The 17,398-nt window shown below is 68.0% G+C and carries 15 protein-coding genes; 6 read left to right on the top strand and 9 right to left on the bottom strand.

What is annotated here, in order from left to right; genetic code table 11:
- The first annotated feature begins 48 nt into the window (after positions 1-48).
- Entirely contained in the window at positions 49-528 is a 480-nt protein-coding gene (locus tag ACYR7D_RS23575; RefSeq protein ID WP_459546707.1) for a CBS domain-containing protein, read from the top strand.
- Between the two features lie 131 nt (positions 529-659).
- Here the strand turns inward: ACYR7D_RS23575 and ACYR7D_RS23570 are convergent, their stop codons facing one another.
- Entirely contained in the window at positions 660-2,744 is a 2,085-nt protein-coding gene (locus ACYR7D_RS23570) for a neutral/alkaline ceramidase (RefSeq protein WP_459546706.1), read from the bottom strand.
- A gap of 111 nt (positions 2,745-2,855) precedes the next feature.
- Positions 2,856-3,371, bottom strand: a complete 516-nt coding sequence (locus ACYR7D_RS23565; protein WP_459546705.1) for a DUF2231 domain-containing protein — start codon at positions 3,369-3,371, stop codon at positions 2,856-2,858.
- 494 nt (positions 3,372-3,865) lie between these two features.
- On the opposite strand from ACYR7D_RS23565, the gene ACYR7D_RS23560 reads away from it, so the two are divergent.
- Complete coding sequence (locus ACYR7D_RS23560; RefSeq protein ID WP_459546704.1) at positions 3,866-4,792, top strand: universal stress protein; 927 nt, start codon at positions 3,866-3,868, stop codon at positions 4,790-4,792.
- Between the two features lie 222 nt (positions 4,793-5,014).
- Here the strand turns inward: ACYR7D_RS23560 and ACYR7D_RS23555 are convergent, their stop codons facing one another.
- Both ACYR7D_RS23555 and ACYR7D_RS23550 read right to left on the bottom strand, forming a co-directional pair.
- Complete coding sequence (locus ACYR7D_RS23555; protein WP_459546703.1) at positions 5,015-5,977, bottom strand: ferritin-like domain-containing protein; 963 nt, start codon at positions 5,975-5,977, stop codon at positions 5,015-5,017.
- A gap of 150 nt (positions 5,978-6,127) precedes the next feature.
- Positions 6,128-6,349: a hypothetical protein gene (locus ACYR7D_RS23550; RefSeq protein ID WP_459546702.1), complete on the bottom strand. Its 222-nt coding sequence runs from the start codon at positions 6,347-6,349 to the stop codon at positions 6,128-6,130.
- Positions 6,350-6,584: 235 nt separating this feature from the next.
- On the opposite strand from ACYR7D_RS23550, the gene ACYR7D_RS23545 reads away from it, so the two are divergent.
- Complete coding sequence (locus ACYR7D_RS23545) at positions 6,585-6,770, top strand: hypothetical protein (protein ID WP_459546701.1); 186 nt, start codon at positions 6,585-6,587, stop codon at positions 6,768-6,770.
- A gap of 99 nt (positions 6,771-6,869) precedes the next feature.
- Here ACYR7D_RS23545 and ACYR7D_RS23540 read toward each other — a convergent pair whose 3' ends face one another.
- Positions 6,870-7,658, bottom strand: coding sequence for a Mut7-C RNAse domain-containing protein (locus ACYR7D_RS23540; RefSeq protein WP_459546700.1), 789 nt, complete (start codon positions 7,656-7,658; stop codon positions 6,870-6,872).
- Positions 7,659-8,020: 362 nt separating this feature from the next.
- Between ACYR7D_RS23540 and ACYR7D_RS23535 the strand changes: the two genes are divergently transcribed.
- Positions 8,021-9,862 (top strand): glycoside hydrolase family 15 protein, encoded by a 1,842-nt coding sequence (locus tag ACYR7D_RS23535; RefSeq protein WP_459546699.1) that lies wholly within the window; start codon positions 8,021-8,023, stop codon positions 9,860-9,862.
- A gap of 9 nt (positions 9,863-9,871) precedes the next feature.
- Positions 9,872-11,263: an MFS transporter gene (locus ACYR7D_RS23530; RefSeq protein ID WP_459546698.1), complete on the top strand. Its 1,392-nt coding sequence runs from the start codon at positions 9,872-9,874 to the stop codon at positions 11,261-11,263.
- A 30-nt stretch (positions 11,264-11,293) separates the two neighbouring features.
- On the opposite strand, the gene ACYR7D_RS23525 is transcribed toward ACYR7D_RS23530, so the two are convergent.
- Together ACYR7D_RS23525 and ACYR7D_RS23520 are read right to left on the bottom strand one after the other, a co-directional pair.
- Positions 11,294-12,418 carry an AI-2E family transporter gene (locus ACYR7D_RS23525; protein ID WP_459546697.1) on the bottom strand — a complete coding sequence of 375 codons (1,125 nt, stop codon included), beginning with the start codon at positions 12,416-12,418 and terminating at the stop codon, positions 11,294-11,296.
- 225 nt (positions 12,419-12,643) lie between these two features.
- A complete protein-coding gene (locus tag ACYR7D_RS23520) occupies positions 12,644-14,284 on the bottom strand; it encodes an ABC-F family ATP-binding cassette domain-containing protein (RefSeq protein ID WP_459546696.1) in 1,641 nt (546 codons plus the stop codon).
- 226 nt (positions 14,285-14,510) lie between these two features.
- Here ACYR7D_RS23520 and ACYR7D_RS23515 point away from each other — a divergent pair, with 226 nt between their 5' ends.
- Positions 14,511-15,815, top strand: coding sequence for a cytochrome P450 (locus tag ACYR7D_RS23515; protein WP_459546695.1), 1,305 nt, complete (start codon positions 14,511-14,513; stop codon positions 15,813-15,815).
- Between the two features lie 686 nt (positions 15,816-16,501).
- Here the strand turns inward: ACYR7D_RS23515 and ACYR7D_RS23510 are convergent.
- Together ACYR7D_RS23510 and ACYR7D_RS23505 are read right to left on the bottom strand one after the other, a co-directional pair.
- Entirely contained in the window at positions 16,502-16,840 is a 339-nt protein-coding gene (locus tag ACYR7D_RS23510) for a DUF3140 domain-containing protein (protein WP_459546694.1), read from the bottom strand.
- Between the two features lie 33 nt (positions 16,841-16,873).
- Positions 16,874-17,092 (bottom strand): hypervirulence associated TUDOR domain-containing protein, encoded by a 219-nt coding sequence (locus ACYR7D_RS23505; protein WP_459546693.1) that lies wholly within the window; start codon positions 17,090-17,092, stop codon positions 16,874-16,876.
- Positions 17,093-17,398: the final 306 nt, after the last annotated feature.

Below are 17,398 nucleotides of genomic sequence, written 5' to 3'. Positions count from 1 at the left end.
CGGTGACGTAGGTACCGAACAGGTCGATTCCGGTGGAAGGAGAGCACGATGATGAAGGCGCGAGAGCTCATGCATCCGGATGTGGTGAGTATCGGCGTGCGCGACACCATGGACACGGCCGCGCAGCAGATGCGCCAGCGCGATATCGGCGCACTGCTCATCTGCGATGGGGAAAGCCATCCGGTCGGGATCGTGACCGACCGGGATATCGTGGTGAACTGCCTGGCCCTGGGGCGCAACCCTGCCACGTCGACCGCCGGGGAGTTCGCGCAGGGCGACGAATTACGTTGTGTCGAAGTGGACGCCGACGTCACCGAGGTGCTGGCGCTGATGCAGCGCTATCAGATACGCCGTCTGCCCGTGACCGAGCAGGGCCGGCTCGTCGGTATCATCACCGAGGCCGATATCGCGCACGGGGTGTCGGAGGAACTCACCGGCGAATTCGTCGAGGCGGTCTGTGAGCAGCAGTTGCCGCTACCGGTCGACGGCACCACGAACCCGCTGTCGGCGAACAGCGCCCCCACCTGAGCCGCCGGGCCGTCCGCTGTGCGAGTCCGGATCTCGCCGTGGCGACCGCGGGTGGCGCCGGTGTGATCCCATCGCGCGGTCCTGGCCGGAGCCGGTCCGCCCGGCTCGTGTGCGGCCGGTCCGGGGCACGATCAGGTGATCTCGAATTCGTTGCTGGTACCGGTGAACGGAGACAGCGTCCCGTCCGCCCCCAGCCGGTCCGCGAAATGGACGAAGCGGTACCGGCCGGTCGGCGCGTCGGCCGGAATATCCCAGGCGAAGGTCGCCACCGAGGTGGTCGGCGCGCGTTTGCTCCAGTGGAAGCGCACATCCCATTCGCCCTCGTTCGCCACCCGCACCCACCGGTCACCGGCGAAACGTTGCACCTCGAGGAACGTACCGTTGCGGCGCGGGTTGTGTTTCGGGTGGGCCGAGACGAACGCGGCCTCTGCCCGTGTACCCCGAGGACAGGAGGGAGCCGGCTGGACGAGTGGGGCGCCGAAGTCGTGGCCCGCGGGTGCGGTATCCGGGCCGGGGGGCGGGACGAAGTTCGGCTGCATATGGGACAGGTCGCGGGGGGCCGGGCCGCGGGGGACGTTCGCGCCGGCGGCGAACGCGGCGGCCAGCCGGGTGAACTCCTGCTGGTAGGCCGGTAATGTGTAGCGCCCGTACAGGGTGGACGCTCCCTCGTACTGCTGCGCGTCGTATTCCTCCGGGGTGGTGACGTATTCGTGGTAGGCGTTGGCGTAGCCCTGCAGCAGTACCTGATCGAGGTGCACCCCCAGGGCGTCCGCCACGGCCCGGCGGACCCGCAGCCCGGCCACGATGGTGAATTCGCCGCCGGCGGCGGCCAGATACAGTTCACCGATTCGCATGATCTGGATGGGTACGACGCTCGGCACCCAGGGTGCCGGGGGAAGCAGGGCGAACGGTACCGCGATCGCCTTCGGTGCCTGCGCGTCGGCGAGCCAGGCGGGAGCCGGCCGGTGCGGATCGCCGAGTGCGGTGAGGAAGGGATTGCGGACCCCTTCGGGAATCGGTCCGCCGGGCAGACCTGGGCCGTCCTCGATGCTGCCGGCCAGCAGGGAGACACCGGCCGCGGGCGGGGCGGTCCGCCGGGGCTGCCCCTCGGGGACGAAACGCGCGTCGACGGCTGTATCGGCCAGGTCGATATAGCAGAACACCGCACCCACCGGTCCGCTGATCGGCCGGGCGGCCCCCAGCGCGGCGCGGGAGGCATCGTATTGGCGCCGGCCGATGATCCGGGTGTTCTCGAACTCGTCGTGGGTGGGTCCCGAACCCGGCTGGAGGTCGAGATTGGGTGACATATCGCCGGCATTGGTCTGCGCGAAGGCGGCCACGAAACCGGGTGCGCCGTCGAGGTAGCGGACCCCGTGGTCGGTGTGTTCGTGGGTGAACGCGGCGTAACCCTTGTTGTCCGCGCTGATCAGCCGGTTCTTGTTGGTCATCGAGGTGTTGTGGGTGGCGAACCAGGTGATCGCGCCGACCGGCTCGCCGCCCTTGTGGAGCGATATCGCGGCTATGGCACCGGGGAAGTGTGCCCGCTCCTCGGCGGGATTGCGGTCGAAAGCGACGCGGGAGCGGTTGACACTGGCGTCGTGCAGTTCGGCACGGCCCAGGGACAGTGTGCCCGGCCCGAGGTCGGCGTGCGCGGCGGCGATGGCTTCGACCAGGCCGTTCACCTCGGCGTCGTAGACCTGCTGCTGAAATCCGAGGATCGACAGGTTGTACGCGTAGTCGTGGGCCGCGCCGCCGCAGACGGCGTGCGAATGTGTGGAGGTGAGCAGGACATTGCGCTCGGTGTAGAGGTCACCGAACCTGCGGGCCAGTTCGGCGAGTACCCCGCGGTGCACGGATTGGAAGATCATGGCGTTCTCCGCGACGGCGAAGACGACGCGCTCACCACCGGCCGCGATCACGAAGGCACGCGCCCGGGGGCGCAGATGGATACCGGCGGTGGTCTGGTCCTGCTGGGAATAGCCCATCATGCCGCATTCCGCGGCCGGACCGGTGATATCGGAGATACCGAGTCCGACCTGATATTCACCGGAATCCGGGGCGGCCCACGCCTGCCCCGGTGCCGCGCCGGTTCCGGCGACCGCGGCGGCGCCGAGGGCCGCCGTGCCGGCCGCCGCGCCCGCCAGGATCGTGCGCCGGCGCAGTGTCCGTTCGTCGGTGCCCGGGCCGGAGGCGAGGTGGGGTGAGGTTCCTGCCATCGGTGTTCCTTCCTTCCGAGAGGCAGCGAACCACACTGTTGAACGTTCGTCCAGATCTAATTGGACATTTGTTCAGTTATTGGATGCGCCGAGCGTGATCCGGTCTCGCCCTCAGGCCCGGAACGCCTCCGTCCCGGCTCCCCGGGTGAGATGTTTGTGGGTCAGCGAATTCGGAGCGTTCAGGTTGGCGCCCGGATCGACCCCGGCACCGAGCCTTTCTACCAGCTCACCGCCCAGCCAGGCAGTGACAACGGCCAATACGACAGCGATGAAACTGCAGACCAGGGCCAAGGGATTCGGCACCCAGCCGTCGGCGCCGGCCCGCAGCAGCCAACTGAGCGCGAACAACACCAATACGACGGCATTACCCAGCCCGTGGGTCAACCCGACCCGTTTCGCCCGGGTACCTGCCGGGATGGCGAACCAGTCGATCCAGCCGAACAGCGCGGCAGCCAACCCGCCCACGATTCCGGCCGCGATCGCATACGCGGCCGCCACCGCGAATCCGGAACGGTCGGTCGTCAGGTACAGGATGTCGAACACGACCGCCGTGGCCAGCAGTCCGAGCGGAAACGCGATCAGCATCGGATGAACAGCATGTCCCAAGAACTTGGCGCGACTCTCCACGGCCCTCTCCTTTCCTCGTCGACCCGGACGAGGTACCCCCTCGGACGCCGCCAAACCGCCCACCGGCCCCCTCACCTGCGCCGGGTACTTCCGGCACCCCGGACTCCGGCTTTCCGGGCGCGAATCCTCCTATCGATCCCACGGAGCCCGGGTCGCCCACCTCACCGCCGGCGCCCCTGCCGTCGTATGGGGCGAGGCCCCGCCGGCGATAACGCCGGTACGGCCGAACGGGCGGGAAAACGGCGCTCCGATCGTCATACGCGCGGCCGCCGGCAGGGCTGCGTCAGTCGTCTCGCCGGAGTCCGGGATCCCGCCGCGTGTCGGCCCCGGGAGCGGACGGTACGGACTCCTATTCTGGGCTGATATGGATAGCCGGCCGGCGGCGCTGCCGTCTCGGTCCCGATCACGCCGAGCGACTGGTTGCCGCGCGATACCAGCTCTCCGCATCGCCGCGTAGGAGCGTCGCGGTACACGGGTACGAAAGGTGGGAACATATGCGGTCGGCGCTCTCGGGAACCTACATCGTGGCGGGTATCGATGGATCGGAGACCTCGCTGGCCGCGGCCGAATGGGCCGCGATCTTCGCCGCACGACTCGCCGTGCCGGTACACCTGGTGCACTCCTCACCGGCTCCCGGCCCGATGGCCGATACGGCTCTCACCCCCGCCGAACTGGCCGAGATACAGCAGGCCTATCGGTCCGAGTTGCTGTCGGCTACCGCGGCCTCGCTGCGGCAACGGGTGCCCGGGGTCGACCTGGAGACGGTAGCGGACAGCCGGGCCCCCGCCGCGGGTCTGCTCGCCGCGGCGCAGGACGCCGTGCTGATCGTGGTGGGTGCCACCGGCGCGGGCACGGTCGAACGATGGCTACTGGGCTCCACGGCGTTGCGAGTGGCCAATCACGCACACTGCCCGGTGGCGGTATGGCGTGGGGATCCCGCCGACGTCTCGATCGATGACCGCCCGATAGCGGTGGGCGCGGATGGGAGCCCCCCGGCGGCCGCGGCGACCCGGATCGCGTTCGAATGGGCCCGTCTCCTCTCCGTTCCGGTAACGGCGGTACGCAGCTGGACCGACAGTTCCGCGGTCGGGGCCGCGGTACCCACGGCGATGCAATTGCTGGGTCCCACCGAGCTGATCATCGACTGGGAAGCGATCGCCCGTACCGAAGCCGAAACTCTTGCGACGATCCTGGCGCCGTACCGCCAGGAGTTCCCCGATGTGGAAGTGGAACCGAGATCACGGCGGGGCTCGGCCGCTCGGGAACTGCTGCACGCCCTCGAGGACGCGCAGATGGTGGTGGTGGGGAGTAAAGGGTGGGGCCGGTTCCGCGGCGCCCTACTCGGCTCCACCAGCCAGAATCTGCTCCACCGCGCCGACCGGACGGTGGTCGTCCACCGGGGCACCGATACCCCGCCGTGATTCCGTGGCACCGTTTCGCCGGACCCGGGCCGACCGCCGCGACCGGCGAAGGACGCAAGCCGCCGTCGCTTCGTGCCGCCGACCATTCCTGAACAGGAGACCGGAGCACCCTGAGCGACGTCCGGAACCGCCCGGTGGCCCGGACCGGAAGCGGATGCGCGACGGTCTGCCCGGGGGTGCGTAGCCCGGCGGTGCGATGGTCGGGTCCCGCGTGGTAAGAGCTCAGTTGAGGTCGGCGACCTCGCGGGCGATCGCCGCGAGACGGGCCTGGGCGGCCGATACCACACCCTGTCGGTTCTTGTTCGCTTCCTCGTAGGCGACGATCGCCCGGACATCGGCCGGTTCGGTCAGCTCTTTGACCGCGGCCACGGCCTGGCCGACATTCATCTCGTCGTAGTCGCCGATGGGCAGTTCCTCCGGGTCGAGGGTGCCGGTGGCCGTGCGGATCGAGTGCAGGGAGTCGGCAGCGGTATCGCTGCCTTCGCGGCGTACCACGTGCTCGGCACTCTCCAGGGCGGCGTCGCGGGAGGCGGTGAGAGATTTGGCGGCGATATCCCCGGCATGCGCGCCGCGGGCCAGCAGTTCGCTCAACGCGGGTGGTGTGGCGCGGACGGCGTCCAGCGCGCGGTCCAAACCGCGGGCGGACCAGGCCACCGGAAGATTGGCCAGTTTCACCGCTGTTCCGGTGACCGCCTGCAGCGGGGTGCGGCGCAGTGCGGCCGGACCGCCGAGGGCATCCTCGACCAGAACGGTGGTCAGCCATTCCACCGTCGCCGAGTGCGCGGTGATCAGCCGCTGTGCCAGATCCACGATCTCGGTGTTACGAGCGTTGGTCGCGAGGGCCTTGATATAGCGGGCGCGGTCGAGGAGCTGATGTTCCAGGGCGAGATCGCCCAGGAGGGCCTCCTCGAAGGGCTGGGCCTGCTCGGCCATCGCCTTGACCGCCGCGGCCACCCGCCCGAGGAAGGGGCCGATGACCTCGGGGAAACCGCCGAGCTCACGAAGGGCGGCCTCGATGGCCTCCGCCCGGGCACGGGCATTGTCGGCGTTCTCGGACAGTTCCCGCCGCACCGCATCGGTCCGGGCCTGGGCGATACGGGTTTCGGCTACTTGGATTTCGGTGTGCGTCAGATCGAGGACTGCCCGCAACTGCGTCAGCAGAGCAGTGGTATCACGCGAACTCATGCTTACCTCATTTCCTTCGTATCGAGGATGTGGGTCCGGCGCATGCTGCGCCTGTGTCGCGACTACCCGTGCTACCGGCCGGTAATCAGCTGCCCCGGTGCCCGCACTCGGCGGAGGCCGGTGTCATCGCCGCTGCCGCGGCCGCCTCGCTCACCGGGTCGCGGCGGTACGGGCGTGTCGGACCGGGTGGGCGCACGACACCGGGGAGACCGGCCGGACTCGGCCGGGCGGCGTGGCACCCGACGCATCGGCACCCTCGGCTGTCTCCCGGCCTTCGAGCCACAAACTGATCGCTACCGCGACATACGCGGCGGCGGCCGCCAAGCCCGGCAACACGAGCATGAGGGTGAGAAACGAAAGCATCGAAGACACAAGCCCTCCCGGAGCATGCGATGGGTAACTGTCGCACCGGTGCGCCGCGTCGCGTCACCGTCATGCCGGGAGATACCCGAGATCGGGCGGCGAAACGTGACCGGCCCGACTCGCCGGTGTGATGCTCCCCACTCGCGGCGAGTCCTGTCGCTGTCCGTGCCCGGGTTTCGGTACCGCACGGCGGGGAAGAACGGGCGAGTCGGCGGAAGCAGCCGACGAGCATCGAGGAGTGATCATGTCACCCAGCGCAGGTGTGCCCGCACAACATCAGCTCTCGCCGGCAACCGGCGACCGACAGGCCGAACCGGTGGTATGGCCCGACCCGAGCCCGGTCGGCGACTGGTGGGAGGAAGTCATGGGTATGCGCGGCCGGACCGGTCCCGGTAACCGGTGTGCCGCCGATCCCGCCGAGGCCTCGTAACAGTGGTGTGGTCGACGGGCCGAGCCGGATACCGCTCGGAGTGGACACCGCCGTATCGCCGGACCGGTCGACGCCGGGTATCAGGTGTCCGGCTCGCGATCACGAGGTGCGCCGCACCCGGGTTGTGATCCGGGTGACGAGTTCGTCGAGCCGCCGCTGGTGGGTGCCCGGCCAATAGACCTGCTCACAGCTGGTGCATCGGCGAAAAGTGTCGTGGTACCGGCGGGTGAACGGAGGTATCCGGTCGATGATGTCGTCCTTGGCGACGTCCGCCAGCAGCGCGCCACAGCGGAGGCAGCGGGTGAACGGTGCCAGGCAGTCGGCCAGATCGAGGCGGGCGATCACCTCCACGGTCTGCTCGACCGGTTGATCGGCGCGGACGAGAACACCGTGGGTGACCGTGCGGCGGGCGAGCAGGCCGCGGTCCCGGGTGAGCAGGACGCGGTGGTCCTCGGCGGATATCTCGGCCAGCCGGGCGTCGTCGGCCGCGAATTCGCAGCGGGCGTCGAGCCCCATCAGCCGCAGGAGCCGGGCGAGCCCCCCGAGATTGACATCGACGAGTACGCGCGGTTCCCGCAGCGGCCGGGGGCGCACCCGGGTCAGCCCGGCGATATCGAGACTTTCGAACATCGGGTAGACGGCGAGCCGGTCGCCCGGACACGGACGGTACCCGAAATCGACGGATTCCCCGTTCACCAGGAGCAGGTCGATTTCGGTATGCGGGATACCGGCCGCCTCGACGATGTCCTTGACGGTCTGATGGGAGCGCATCGGCCGCGTCAGGACCGCGTACCGCGACTGCGGCGGGAGCAGATCGTTCAGCTCGGCATAGACGCGTATTTCGACGCTACCTTCGTGGACCGCGGGGTCGCTGCCGGTGGGGCTCACGCGCTCGGCCTGTCGTCGCGGCTCGCCGAGAGATCACACGGCACCACCGCACCATTGCCCTCCGGCCCGATCCGCGCTCCCGCGGGCACGACGGAAAAGGAGACGAATACCGCCGGCGATCTCATCGATGTGGTGTGCACGCCCGACTCGCTGTGGTGTGGAGTCCCGCTGGAAGCGGCGTGGTCGGAAATTCTACTCGCCGTCGGGACGGGCAGCGATGGGGCCATCGGTCGATTCACCCGTGGCGGGTGAGGCGTCGGATGCCGAGTCCGGCGTATTCGTTAGGGGCCGAACACTTGTGGAAGGCGGGACATGGCGACCTATCGGACGGGACCCGAGCGTTCCTCGGCGAAGGAGTGCTCGTGAGTTCCTACCCCCCGATCGCCGAGCACGGCATCGTCGGCGACCTGCAGACCGCCGCGCTGGTGTCCTCGGCGGGCACGATCGACTGGTGGTGCACCCCGCGCTTCGATTCGCCCAGTGTTTTCGCGTCGCTGCTGGATTCCGAACGCGGCGGTCATTGTCAGCTGGCCGCCGATCCGGATTCGGGGGAGACAACGGTGCGCCAGCTCTACCTTTCCGATACCGCCGTACTGGTCACGAGGTTCATGGCGCCGGGCGGGGTCGGGGAGGTCATCGATTTCATGGGGCCGATCCAGGATCGCGCCCCGACCGACCGGCACCGTGTGGTGCGGATCGTGCGTGTGGTCCGCGGCAGTCTGCCGTTCCGGTTGATCTGCCGGCCGCGGTTCGATTACGCCCGCGCCCCACATACTCTGGAGCTTCCCGACTCTCGCCGGGCGGTCTTCCGGAGCGCGGACACCGATCTACATCTGCAGGTGACCGATCCGGTACCGCTACATGCCGACGGCGGCGACGTATCCGCGCGTTTCACGCTGGCCGCGGGGCAGACCGCGGTGATCGTGCTGACCACCACCGCTGCCGGTGGCGCCGCCCAGCACCCGCCGGTGCGGGAAGAGGTCCTCGCCGAGTTCGAGGCCTGCCGGAAGTTCTGGCAGGAGTGGTTGCGCGCATGCACGTATCGGGGACGCTGGCAGGATATGGTCAAACGCTCGGCGATCACCTTGAAGCTGCTGACCTACGCACCGACCGGGGCGCCGATCGCCGCGGCCACCATGGGTCTGCCCGAGCAGGTGGGGGGTGAACGCAACTGGGACTATCGCTACACCTGGGTTCGTGATGCGTCCTTGTCGGTGCGGGCCCTGATCGATCTGGGCTTCACCGAGGAAGCCGCCGCCTTCCGCAGGTGGTTGCGGGACCGCGTGGCGGCGGGAGGCACCGCGTCCGGGGAGCCGCTGCAGATCATGTACCGGATCGACGGCGAGCCACGGCTCGACGAAGAGATCCTCACCCATCTGGAGGGCTATCGGGGTTCGGCCCCGGTGCGGGTCGGTAATGGCGCGGCCGATCAGATCCAGCTCGATATCTACGGTGAGGCCGCCGATGCGCTGGCACAGTCCGCCGATATCGGCAGCATCGCGGGGTGGCGTGCGTTCGCCGATCTCCTCGACTGGCTCGCCGACCACTGGGACCGGCCCGACGAGGGAATCTGGGAGACCCGGGGCGGCCGCAAGGACTTCACCTACAGCCGCTTGATGACCTGGGTGGCTTTCGAACGTGGTATCCGGCTCGCCACCGACCATGCCCGGCCCGCCGATCTGGCCCGCTGGAGACGTGAACGTGACGCGGTGTTCGGCCAGCTCGTCGAGCGCGGCTGGAGTACGGATCGGCAGGCGTTCGTCCAGCACTTCGATACCGACGTGTTGGACGCCTCACTGCTGCTCATGCCGAGGATGGGATTTCTGACCCCGCACGATCCGGCGTGGCTGAGCACTCTCGACGCCATGGAGACCGAACTGGTCAGCGACAGTCTCGTCTACCGATACGACCCCGCGGCCTCGCCGGACGGCCTACGCGGCGTCGAAGGAACGTTCAACCTGTGCAGCTTCCTCTACGTCGAAGCCCTCGCCGAGGCGGGCCGGGTCGACCGAGCCCGTTACGCCTTCGACAAGATGCTCACCTACGCCAACCATGTCGGTCTCTTCGCCGAGGAGATCGGCCCCTCGGGGGAACAACTGGGCAACTTCCCGCAAGCCTTCACCCACCTGGCCCTGGTGGCCGCGGCCATCGCCTTGGACGAGCAACTCGATCGATCCGAGCCCGGCCCCGCGGCCCCGACCTAGCATCGGTCGATGGCGGCGGCGGGCAGCGACACACCGCGCGGGGTCCTGGTGCCCCTCGCGCTGGCGCAGTTCATCTGCAGCTTCGCCGGCTCGAATATGAACGTGATGATCACCGACATCAGCGAAGACCTGAACACGAACGTGCACGGAGTGCAGCTGACGATCACGATATTCCTGCTGGTGATGGCGGCGCTGATGATCCCCGGCGGAAAGCTCACCGACCGTTACGGCCGCAAACGCTGTTTCGTCGCCGGCCTCACCGTCTACGGCGTCGGCGCCCTGCTCAGCGCGCTCGCCCCGGCTCTGGGTGTGTTGGTGCTCGGCAATTCGATCCTCGAGGGAATCGGCACCGCGATGCTGATCCCACCCGTCTACATCCTGGCCACACTGTTGTTCACCGAGTCGGATTCCCGCGCCAGGGCCTTCGGCGCGATCATGGCCATGGGCGGTATCGGCGCCGCCGCCGGACCGCTGATCGGCGGGCTCATCACCTCGGCTCTCAGCTGGCGCGCGGCCTTCGGGTTCCAGGTCCTGGTCATCATCGTCATCATCGTGTCCAGCCGCCGCATCGTCGATCCGGTCCCGCCGGACCCGGCCCGGCCCTTCGATATCCGCGGAGCGGTCCTGTCGGCCACCGGGTTGATCCTGCTCGTCCTGGGTATCCTGGCCGCCGACGACAACCTCTGGCTGATGCTGGCCCTGCTCGCACTGGGCGTGGTAGTGCTCACGGTGTTCTTCGCCACTTCCCGCGCCGCCGAACGTGCCGGGCACGAGCCGCTGTTGTCCGCCCGCCTCTTCGGTAACCGCACGGCCGATCTCGGTCTCCTCACCCAGCACATCCAGTGGTTGGTGCTCATGGGGACCTCGTTCGTGGTGGCGGCCTATCTGCAGGTCGTGCGTGGCTACAACGCGATCGAGACCGGGATCGTGTTCACCGCGGCGACCGCGGGGCTCCTGGCCACCTCGCTCGCGGCCGCGTGGCTGGTCCGGCACCGGACCCGGCGCACCCTGATCATGGCGGGCTTCGGGACGACCATCGCCGGAATCGTTGTCCTGGTCGCTCTGGCCGGCCGCTCTGTCGGCCCCTGGGGGTTCGCGCCCGGACTACTGCTCATCGGGCTCGGACTCGGCACAATGCTGACTCCCTCGGTGGATATCGTCCAGTCCAGCTTCGGCGACGAACTCCAAGGCGAGATCTCCGGCCTCTCGCGCTGTGTCTCCAACCTCGGCTCGTCACTGGGTACCGCCGTCGCCGGCACCATCCTCGTCGCCGGTCTGACCGGTCATGCCTATGCCGCCGCCATGATCACCCTGGCCGTCCTCGCGGCCGTCGGGCTCCTCGTCGCCGCCGCTCTGCCGCGTCCCACTACTCGAGCCCGGGCCGCGTCCGGCACCCGGTGACCACCGGTACGACGGCGGCGATATCCACCCTCACGGAGGAGCTCCGGATCCAGGAGCTCGCTCGGTTGTCACTCCTTTTTCCCCGAGCAGAACACCGATCCAGCGGCCGGCGGGGTCTATATCCACCAGGAGAGCCTTGACCAGCAGTGTCATCGGGATGGCCAGTAGTGCGCCGAGTGCCCCCAGTACCCAGGACCAGAACACCAGCGACAGGAAGGTCACGGTGACGCTGAGCCCGACCGCATCGCCGACGAATTTCGGCTGGATCACCGATTGGACCACGAAGTTGATCACGCAGTAGAGCACGATCACCCAGACCATCGTTTGCGGCCCACCTTCCAGCAGCGCCAGAAGTGCCGGTGGTACGAGTCCGATGACGAAGCCGATATTGGGAATGTAGTTGGTGATGAACGACAGCAGGGCCCACAGCACCGGTAACGGGACCCCCAGCAGCCACAGTGCCACGCCGTCGAATACCGCGACGATCAAGCCGAACACCGTGGAGACGATCAAGTATTTGCGAGTACCTCGCGCGAAGGCCGTCAACGCGTGAGCGATCTCGGGCCGCGTGCGCGCGATGATGTCCATCTTCGCCCCGATGGTCATACCGTCGAGCGCCATGAAGAACAGCAGCGCGAGTATGAAGAACACATTCGAGAACACACCGAGCAGACCCTGTAACGCGGATTCGAGGAGCGCGACGACCCTGCCGATATCGATACCGCTGAGCGCTTTGCGAATCTGCTCGTCGCCCACCCCGGCGGCGGAGAGAGCATTGCGTAGGCCGGCCAGCCTGTCGTCCACGGCTCCGGCGTATTCCGGCAGCCGGGTGGCCAGCTGGGCGGCCGACAGCACCAGAGCTCCGATCAAACCGAGCAGGATCAGGTAGACCACCACCACCGCGCCCGCCATTCCGGCCCACGGGCGCAGTCCACGCCGCTGCGCCCATGACTGAACGGGCTGGACCGCGATGCTGAGCATCAGGGCGAGAAAAACGGGGCCCAGAATGTCGGCGGCGGCTTTCGTTCCCGTGACGGCCACCACCACTCCGGCCACGGTCAGTACGACGATCAGCCCTCGGGGAATCGACCAAGGGGTTGCCGCCACAGCCGGTGGCGGTACGGGATCGTTCCGTGTGGAACGGCGAGAGCGCATCGCCGCCTCCTGAGTAGGCTTCGGCGCCGCGGATCGGCGGCGGAGGTTCAGCGCAACCGAGCTACTGCCGAGCGTATCCCATACAGGAGGGCTCTTGTAGCAGGTGCTCGGCGTCGAACTGCGGCGAGCCGGGGCCCTGTCGCCGCCGGAGTCGCCACCGGGCTGATCGAACTCGGCGCGGTGGTCGACAGCCGGCTGCCCCGGGGCAGCGCCCCTCTCGCCGCCCTACTCCTCGGTGAGCTGCCCGCCGGCCATATGCCAGCGGCGGTCGGCTCGTACCGAATCGAGCATCCGGCGGTCGTGTGTCACCAGAACGAGCGTCTCGGTGAAGGAATCGATGGCCTGCTCGAGCTGTTCGATAGCGGGCAGGTCGAGGTGGTTGGTCGGTTCGTCGAGGACGAGCAGGTTCACTCCACGGGCCTGCAGCAGGGCCAGCGCGGCGCGGGTGCGCTCGCCGGGGGAGAGAGTATCGCAGGCGCGGTTGACATGTGGGCCGCGCAGACCGAACTTGGCGAGCAGAGTGCGTACTTCGGCTTCGGGCCATTCCGGCATCGCCGCGCCGAAGGCGTGAGCGAGGGGGATGTTCCCACGGAACAGGCCACGTGCCTGGTCGACCTCGCCGATCCGCACGCCGGAACCGAGTGCGACCGTGCCCGTATCGGGGGCGAGCTTACCGAGTAGCAGGGCGAGCAGAGTGGACTTACCGGAGCCGTTCGCCCCGGTCAAGACGATACGGTCGGCTCGATCGATCTGGGTGGTCACCGGCCCGAGAACGAACTCGCCGCGTGTGACGGTGGCATCACCGGCCGTCACCACAACAGAACCGCTGCGCGGTGCCCGCGCGATCTCCATGCGCAGCTCCCACTCTTTGCGCGGCTCCTCGACCACTTCGAGCCGTTCGATACGCCGCTGCGTCTGGCGCGCCTTGGCGGCCTGTTTCTCGGTGGATTCGGCGCGGGTCCTACGGCCGATCTTGTCGGAGTCGTTCCTGCTCTTGCGGCGGGCATTGCGGACGCCGTGTTCCAGCCAATTGCGCTGCATCAGCGCCCGGGCTTCCAAACCGGCTCTGGTGGCGGCGAATTCGTCGTACGCCGCACGGGCGTGCCGGCGCGCGATCTCCCGTTCGGCCAGGTAGGCATCGTAGCCGCCGTCGTAGAAACCGACTTGCTGCTGGGTCAGGTCGAGCTCGAGGACGCCGTTGACCGTTCGGGTCAGGAACTCCCGATCGTGGCTGATGATCATCAGGGGAACCCGGACGCCGGTGACGAATCGTTCGAGGCGGTCGAGACCGTCGAGGTCTAGGTCGTTGGTGGGTTCGTCCAGCAACAGGATGTCGAAACGCGAGAGCAGGACCGAGGCGAGTCCGGCGCGGGCGGCCTGTCCGCCGGACAACCCGGTCATCGGGGTGGCCAGTCCACCGGCGAGGCCGTCGGTGAGCCCGAGATCGGCGGCGACCTCCGCGGCGCGTTGTTCGAGATCGGCGCCGCCGAGAGCGAGCCAGTGCTCGAGTGCGGGGGAGTAGTCGTCGGCGCCGCCGTCGCCGAGGCGTTCGGCGGCCGCGTCCATGAGCCGCTGGGCGTGCGCGACACCGGTGCGGCGAGCGAGGAACTCCAGTACGGTCTCGCCATCGATACGTTCGGGTTCCTGGGCCAGGTATCCCACGGTGGCGTCGGGTGGGCTCAGCGTGATCGTGCCGCTGTCCGGGGTGCCGTCGGCGAGCAGGCGTAGCAGGGTCGATTTGCCCGCGCCGTTGACGCCCACCAGGCCGATCACGTCGCCGGGGGCGAGGGTGAGATCGAGGTCGGCGAACAGGGTCCGTTCGGCGTGCCCGGCCGACAGGCCGCTGGCATGCAATGTGGCGCTCACCGGGCACAGTCTGCCCGCCACCGGTGGGGCGTCGGGGCTCGGCCCGCCCGACGGCGGGATACGCCTCGGATGATGTCCTGTCGTACTCGGCGCGGCGCGGGTGGTTCGCGCGCTGAACCTCGGATCACTTACCGCGACAGGACTCGGTGCGGTACTCGGTCGCCGCTCGGGTTGTGATATTCGTAACACCCACAAGGAGGCGACGGTTCGGCGATGGAGGGGCTCGATGAAACCGCAGTATGTGTATCGGTGGGTCAACAATCACGGGGTGATCCGCCTGTTCCACCGGATCCAGCTCCGCCGCGGTGATCTGTTCGCACGGTTGAACGGTGGTGTGGAGGGCATCGAGAACCCTTACGCACTGATCGAGGAGATGCGTGGGGCGGGTGGTCTGCACCGGGCCCTTCCCGTGTGGATCACCTTCGACCACGATCTCGTCCGGGATGTATTGCGCGACAGCCGCTTCGGTGTCGGCGTACCCACCGTGCTCGGTGCGCCGTGGCCCGTCCGGCGCGCGCTGGAACGGCGACCCGTGCCCCCGAACCCGGTGGATCCGCCGTCGATGCTGGTGATCGACCAGCCCGGGCACACCCGGATGCGTAAACCGGTCACCGCGGCCTTCACCCCGCGCGCCGTCGCCCGGCTGCGCGACCGGATCGAAACGGTCACCGCGGAACTGCTCGCGGCGCTCCCGGACAACGGGCCCACCGACCTCGTGGAGCGGTACGCGGCGCAGGTACCCATCGCCATCATCTCCGAGATGCTCGGTTTCCCGGACTCCGACCGCGAGATGTTCCTGCGCTGGGGCGACGACATCAGTCCGCTGCTCGACTTCGGTATCCCCTGGCGGACCCACCAGCGGGCGATGCGCTCCTCGGAGCGAGTGCACCGGTACCTGCTCGCGCATATCGAGCGCCTCCGCGCCGAACCCGGCGACGATATCCTCAGCAACCTGGTCGTCGCGGGCGATCTGTCCACCCACGAACTGTGCGCGTCGGCGACTCTGCTGATGGCCGCCGGTTTCGAAACCACGGTCAACCTGATCGGCAAGGGCATCGTCCGGCTGCTCCAGCATCCCGATCAACTCGACCGGTTACGCGCCGAGCCGCACCTCTGGCCCAACGCGGTGGAGGAGATCCTCCGGATCGATCCGCCGGTGCAGGCCACCGCTCGTACCACGCGCACCGCGCTGCAGATCGGCGGCACCCGGTTGCGCGCAGGATCGACCGTGGTGCTCTCGCTGGCCGGCGCGAACCGCGATCCCGCCGTGTTCACCGATCCGGCCCGTTTCGATATCACCCGGGACAACGCCAGGAACCACCTGTCCTTCGGTAGCGGTATCCACGTATGCCTGGGCGCCGGTCTGGCCCGGATGGAGGCGGCACATGCCCTGCACGCGCTGTTCGAGGCATTCCCGGAGCTGCGGCTGACCGGCCCGCCGACCCGGCGGCCGCTGTTCACCCTGCACGGTTACCGGCATCTTCCCGCCCATACCGGTCCGCGCGTTCGTGGCCGCCAACCCATCGGCTGACCCGTACCGGGAATCAGCGCGTAGCTTCCCGCCAGTCCATCGGCGTGAACTGTTCGGTGCGCACGCGGTTGCCGGGAATACGCCGTTTCCGGAGGAAGCTTCGGATGGTCCAGAGGAATTCGGCACCACCGCAGCGGATGTAGTCCGCTTTTCTGGCAGGTCGAGGCCGGCCGGGTCGAGGCTGCCGTGGTGGGCGCCGGAGGTGTGCTCGCGATACCACAGGTGAAGGGTCAGGGCGGGGAGCCGGTCGGTCAGGCCGAGCATGCGGTCGCGCAGGGGATAGGTGCGGGCGGTTGCGGTACCGGCACCCGGCTCCGGATGCGCTCATCACTGCTCGGACGGGGGCCGCGGCCGGGGGAGTGGGTCGGTCAGACGAGTGATTTACCGAGCGCCCGCCGTCGCCTCATATCCGCGAGGTGCCGGTTCATAGGCCTTGACCTCGGCATCGAGGGATATCTCGGCGCTCTCGGCCTCCCAATAGCGGGTGAAGGCGGCGCGATCGGCCGGCCACATCTGCGGTTCATCGACGAACTTCCGCGTAACGCGACCGGCAAACTCCTCCGCCGGCAGCTCGACCGATACGAAGGGGCACCCGGTGCCCCACGGCAGGGAACGCGGCCGGAACGAACGTAGCCGGCCGCGAGAAGTCCCGGCGCACCGGCGGTGATATCACCTCGTCGCGGTTCTCACTCGGTGGCCTTCAGGGGGTCGTGCCCCCAATTCATCAACGAATAGCGCCATTTGCTGTCCTCGATCTCGCCGGACGGACGTTGTTCGAGGTGGCGATGCGCGTAGCCGATAACTTTGCGCATATGGGCATAATCGTCGTCGGTCAGGGTCTGCTTCTCGAGTAGTTCGACGATGCGGCGTCCGCTGGCATGCCCTGTCGACTCGCCCCCGCCTGCCGGTTTCTGCCCGACCGACTTCGATTCGTCGGTGTCGAGCCATCGGCGTAACTCCTCGGCCGTCATGTTGACGGTGTCGTCGAATTGCTTACGTATGTCCGCGTCGTTGTCGTCCGGCACGGCCTTCTCCTTCCTGTATCGATCGGTCCTGTATCACTTGCCCTGCCGGCGGAGCGCGGAGGGTTTGTGCACGGCATCGCGGCCGCTTTTCGCGCTCCGGACCCGATACTGTGGCTCCTCTTCGGAGGCTCGGACCGTCCGCCCGGCCACCTCGGTGTCCGAGGTGATGACCTCTTCGACCTCGCCTTCGACCGTATTTCCGTGGCTGCTCCATGCGACTTTGTCGCCTTTGCGAAACAATTGCCTGCTCATGGTCGGCTCCTGACCTGTGCCGGTTTCCTGATGGCGCGAACTACCCGTATGGGATAGCCGGAAACGTTCGGCGGTGTCATCCTATGAATTATCGGTGTTTTTCCGCTCCGGCACCGGATGCGGGGCAGGTCGGCCGGAAATCATAAAAAGTGAAAAAATTATGATTAACATATTTCCCGTGGCCTGGTGTTCGGTGATCGCGAAGCGCTGTTCCCGATCGGAGTCTCGCTTTCGTAAATAGCGCCGGAGCCCGGTCATGTGTCCGTGCCGATCGGGGCGAACGTGAAACACCTGATTTCCAGGGTG

The organism is Nocardia sp. X0981 (assembly GCF_977089955.1).
Note: the sequence above shows the minus strand (reverse complement) of the source record. Positions and strands in the feature narration are given on the sequence as shown.

Coding starts and splice junctions, on each gene's coding strand:
- ACYR7D_RS23575 (WP_459546707.1), top strand. CDS start 49: ATGATGAAGGCGCGAGAGCTCATGCATCCGGATGTGGTGAGTATCGGC.
- ACYR7D_RS23570 (WP_459546706.1), bottom strand. CDS start 2,744: ATGGCAGGAACCTCACCCCACCTCGCCTCCGGCCCGGGCACCGACGAA.
- ACYR7D_RS23560 (WP_459546704.1), top strand. CDS start 3,866: ATGCGGTCGGCGCTCTCGGGAACCTACATCGTGGCGGGTATCGATGGA.
- ACYR7D_RS23555 (WP_459546703.1), bottom strand. CDS start 5,977: ATGAGTTCGCGTGATACCACTGCTCTGCTGACGCAGTTGCGGGCAGTC.
- ACYR7D_RS23545 (WP_459546701.1), top strand. CDS start 6,585: ATGTCACCCAGCGCAGGTGTGCCCGCACAACATCAGCTCTCGCCGGCA.
- ACYR7D_RS23530 (WP_459546698.1), top strand. CDS start 9,872: ATGGCGGCGGCGGGCAGCGACACACCGCGCGGGGTCCTGGTGCCCCTC.
- ACYR7D_RS23525 (WP_459546697.1), bottom strand. CDS start 12,418: ATGCGCTCTCGCCGTTCCACACGGAACGATCCCGTACCGCCACCGGCT.
- ACYR7D_RS23515 (WP_459546695.1), top strand. CDS start 14,511: ATGAAACCGCAGTATGTGTATCGGTGGGTCAACAATCACGGGGTGATC.
- ACYR7D_RS23505 (WP_459546693.1), bottom strand. CDS start 17,092: ATGAGCAGGCAATTGTTTCGCAAAGGCGACAAAGTCGCATGGAGCAGC.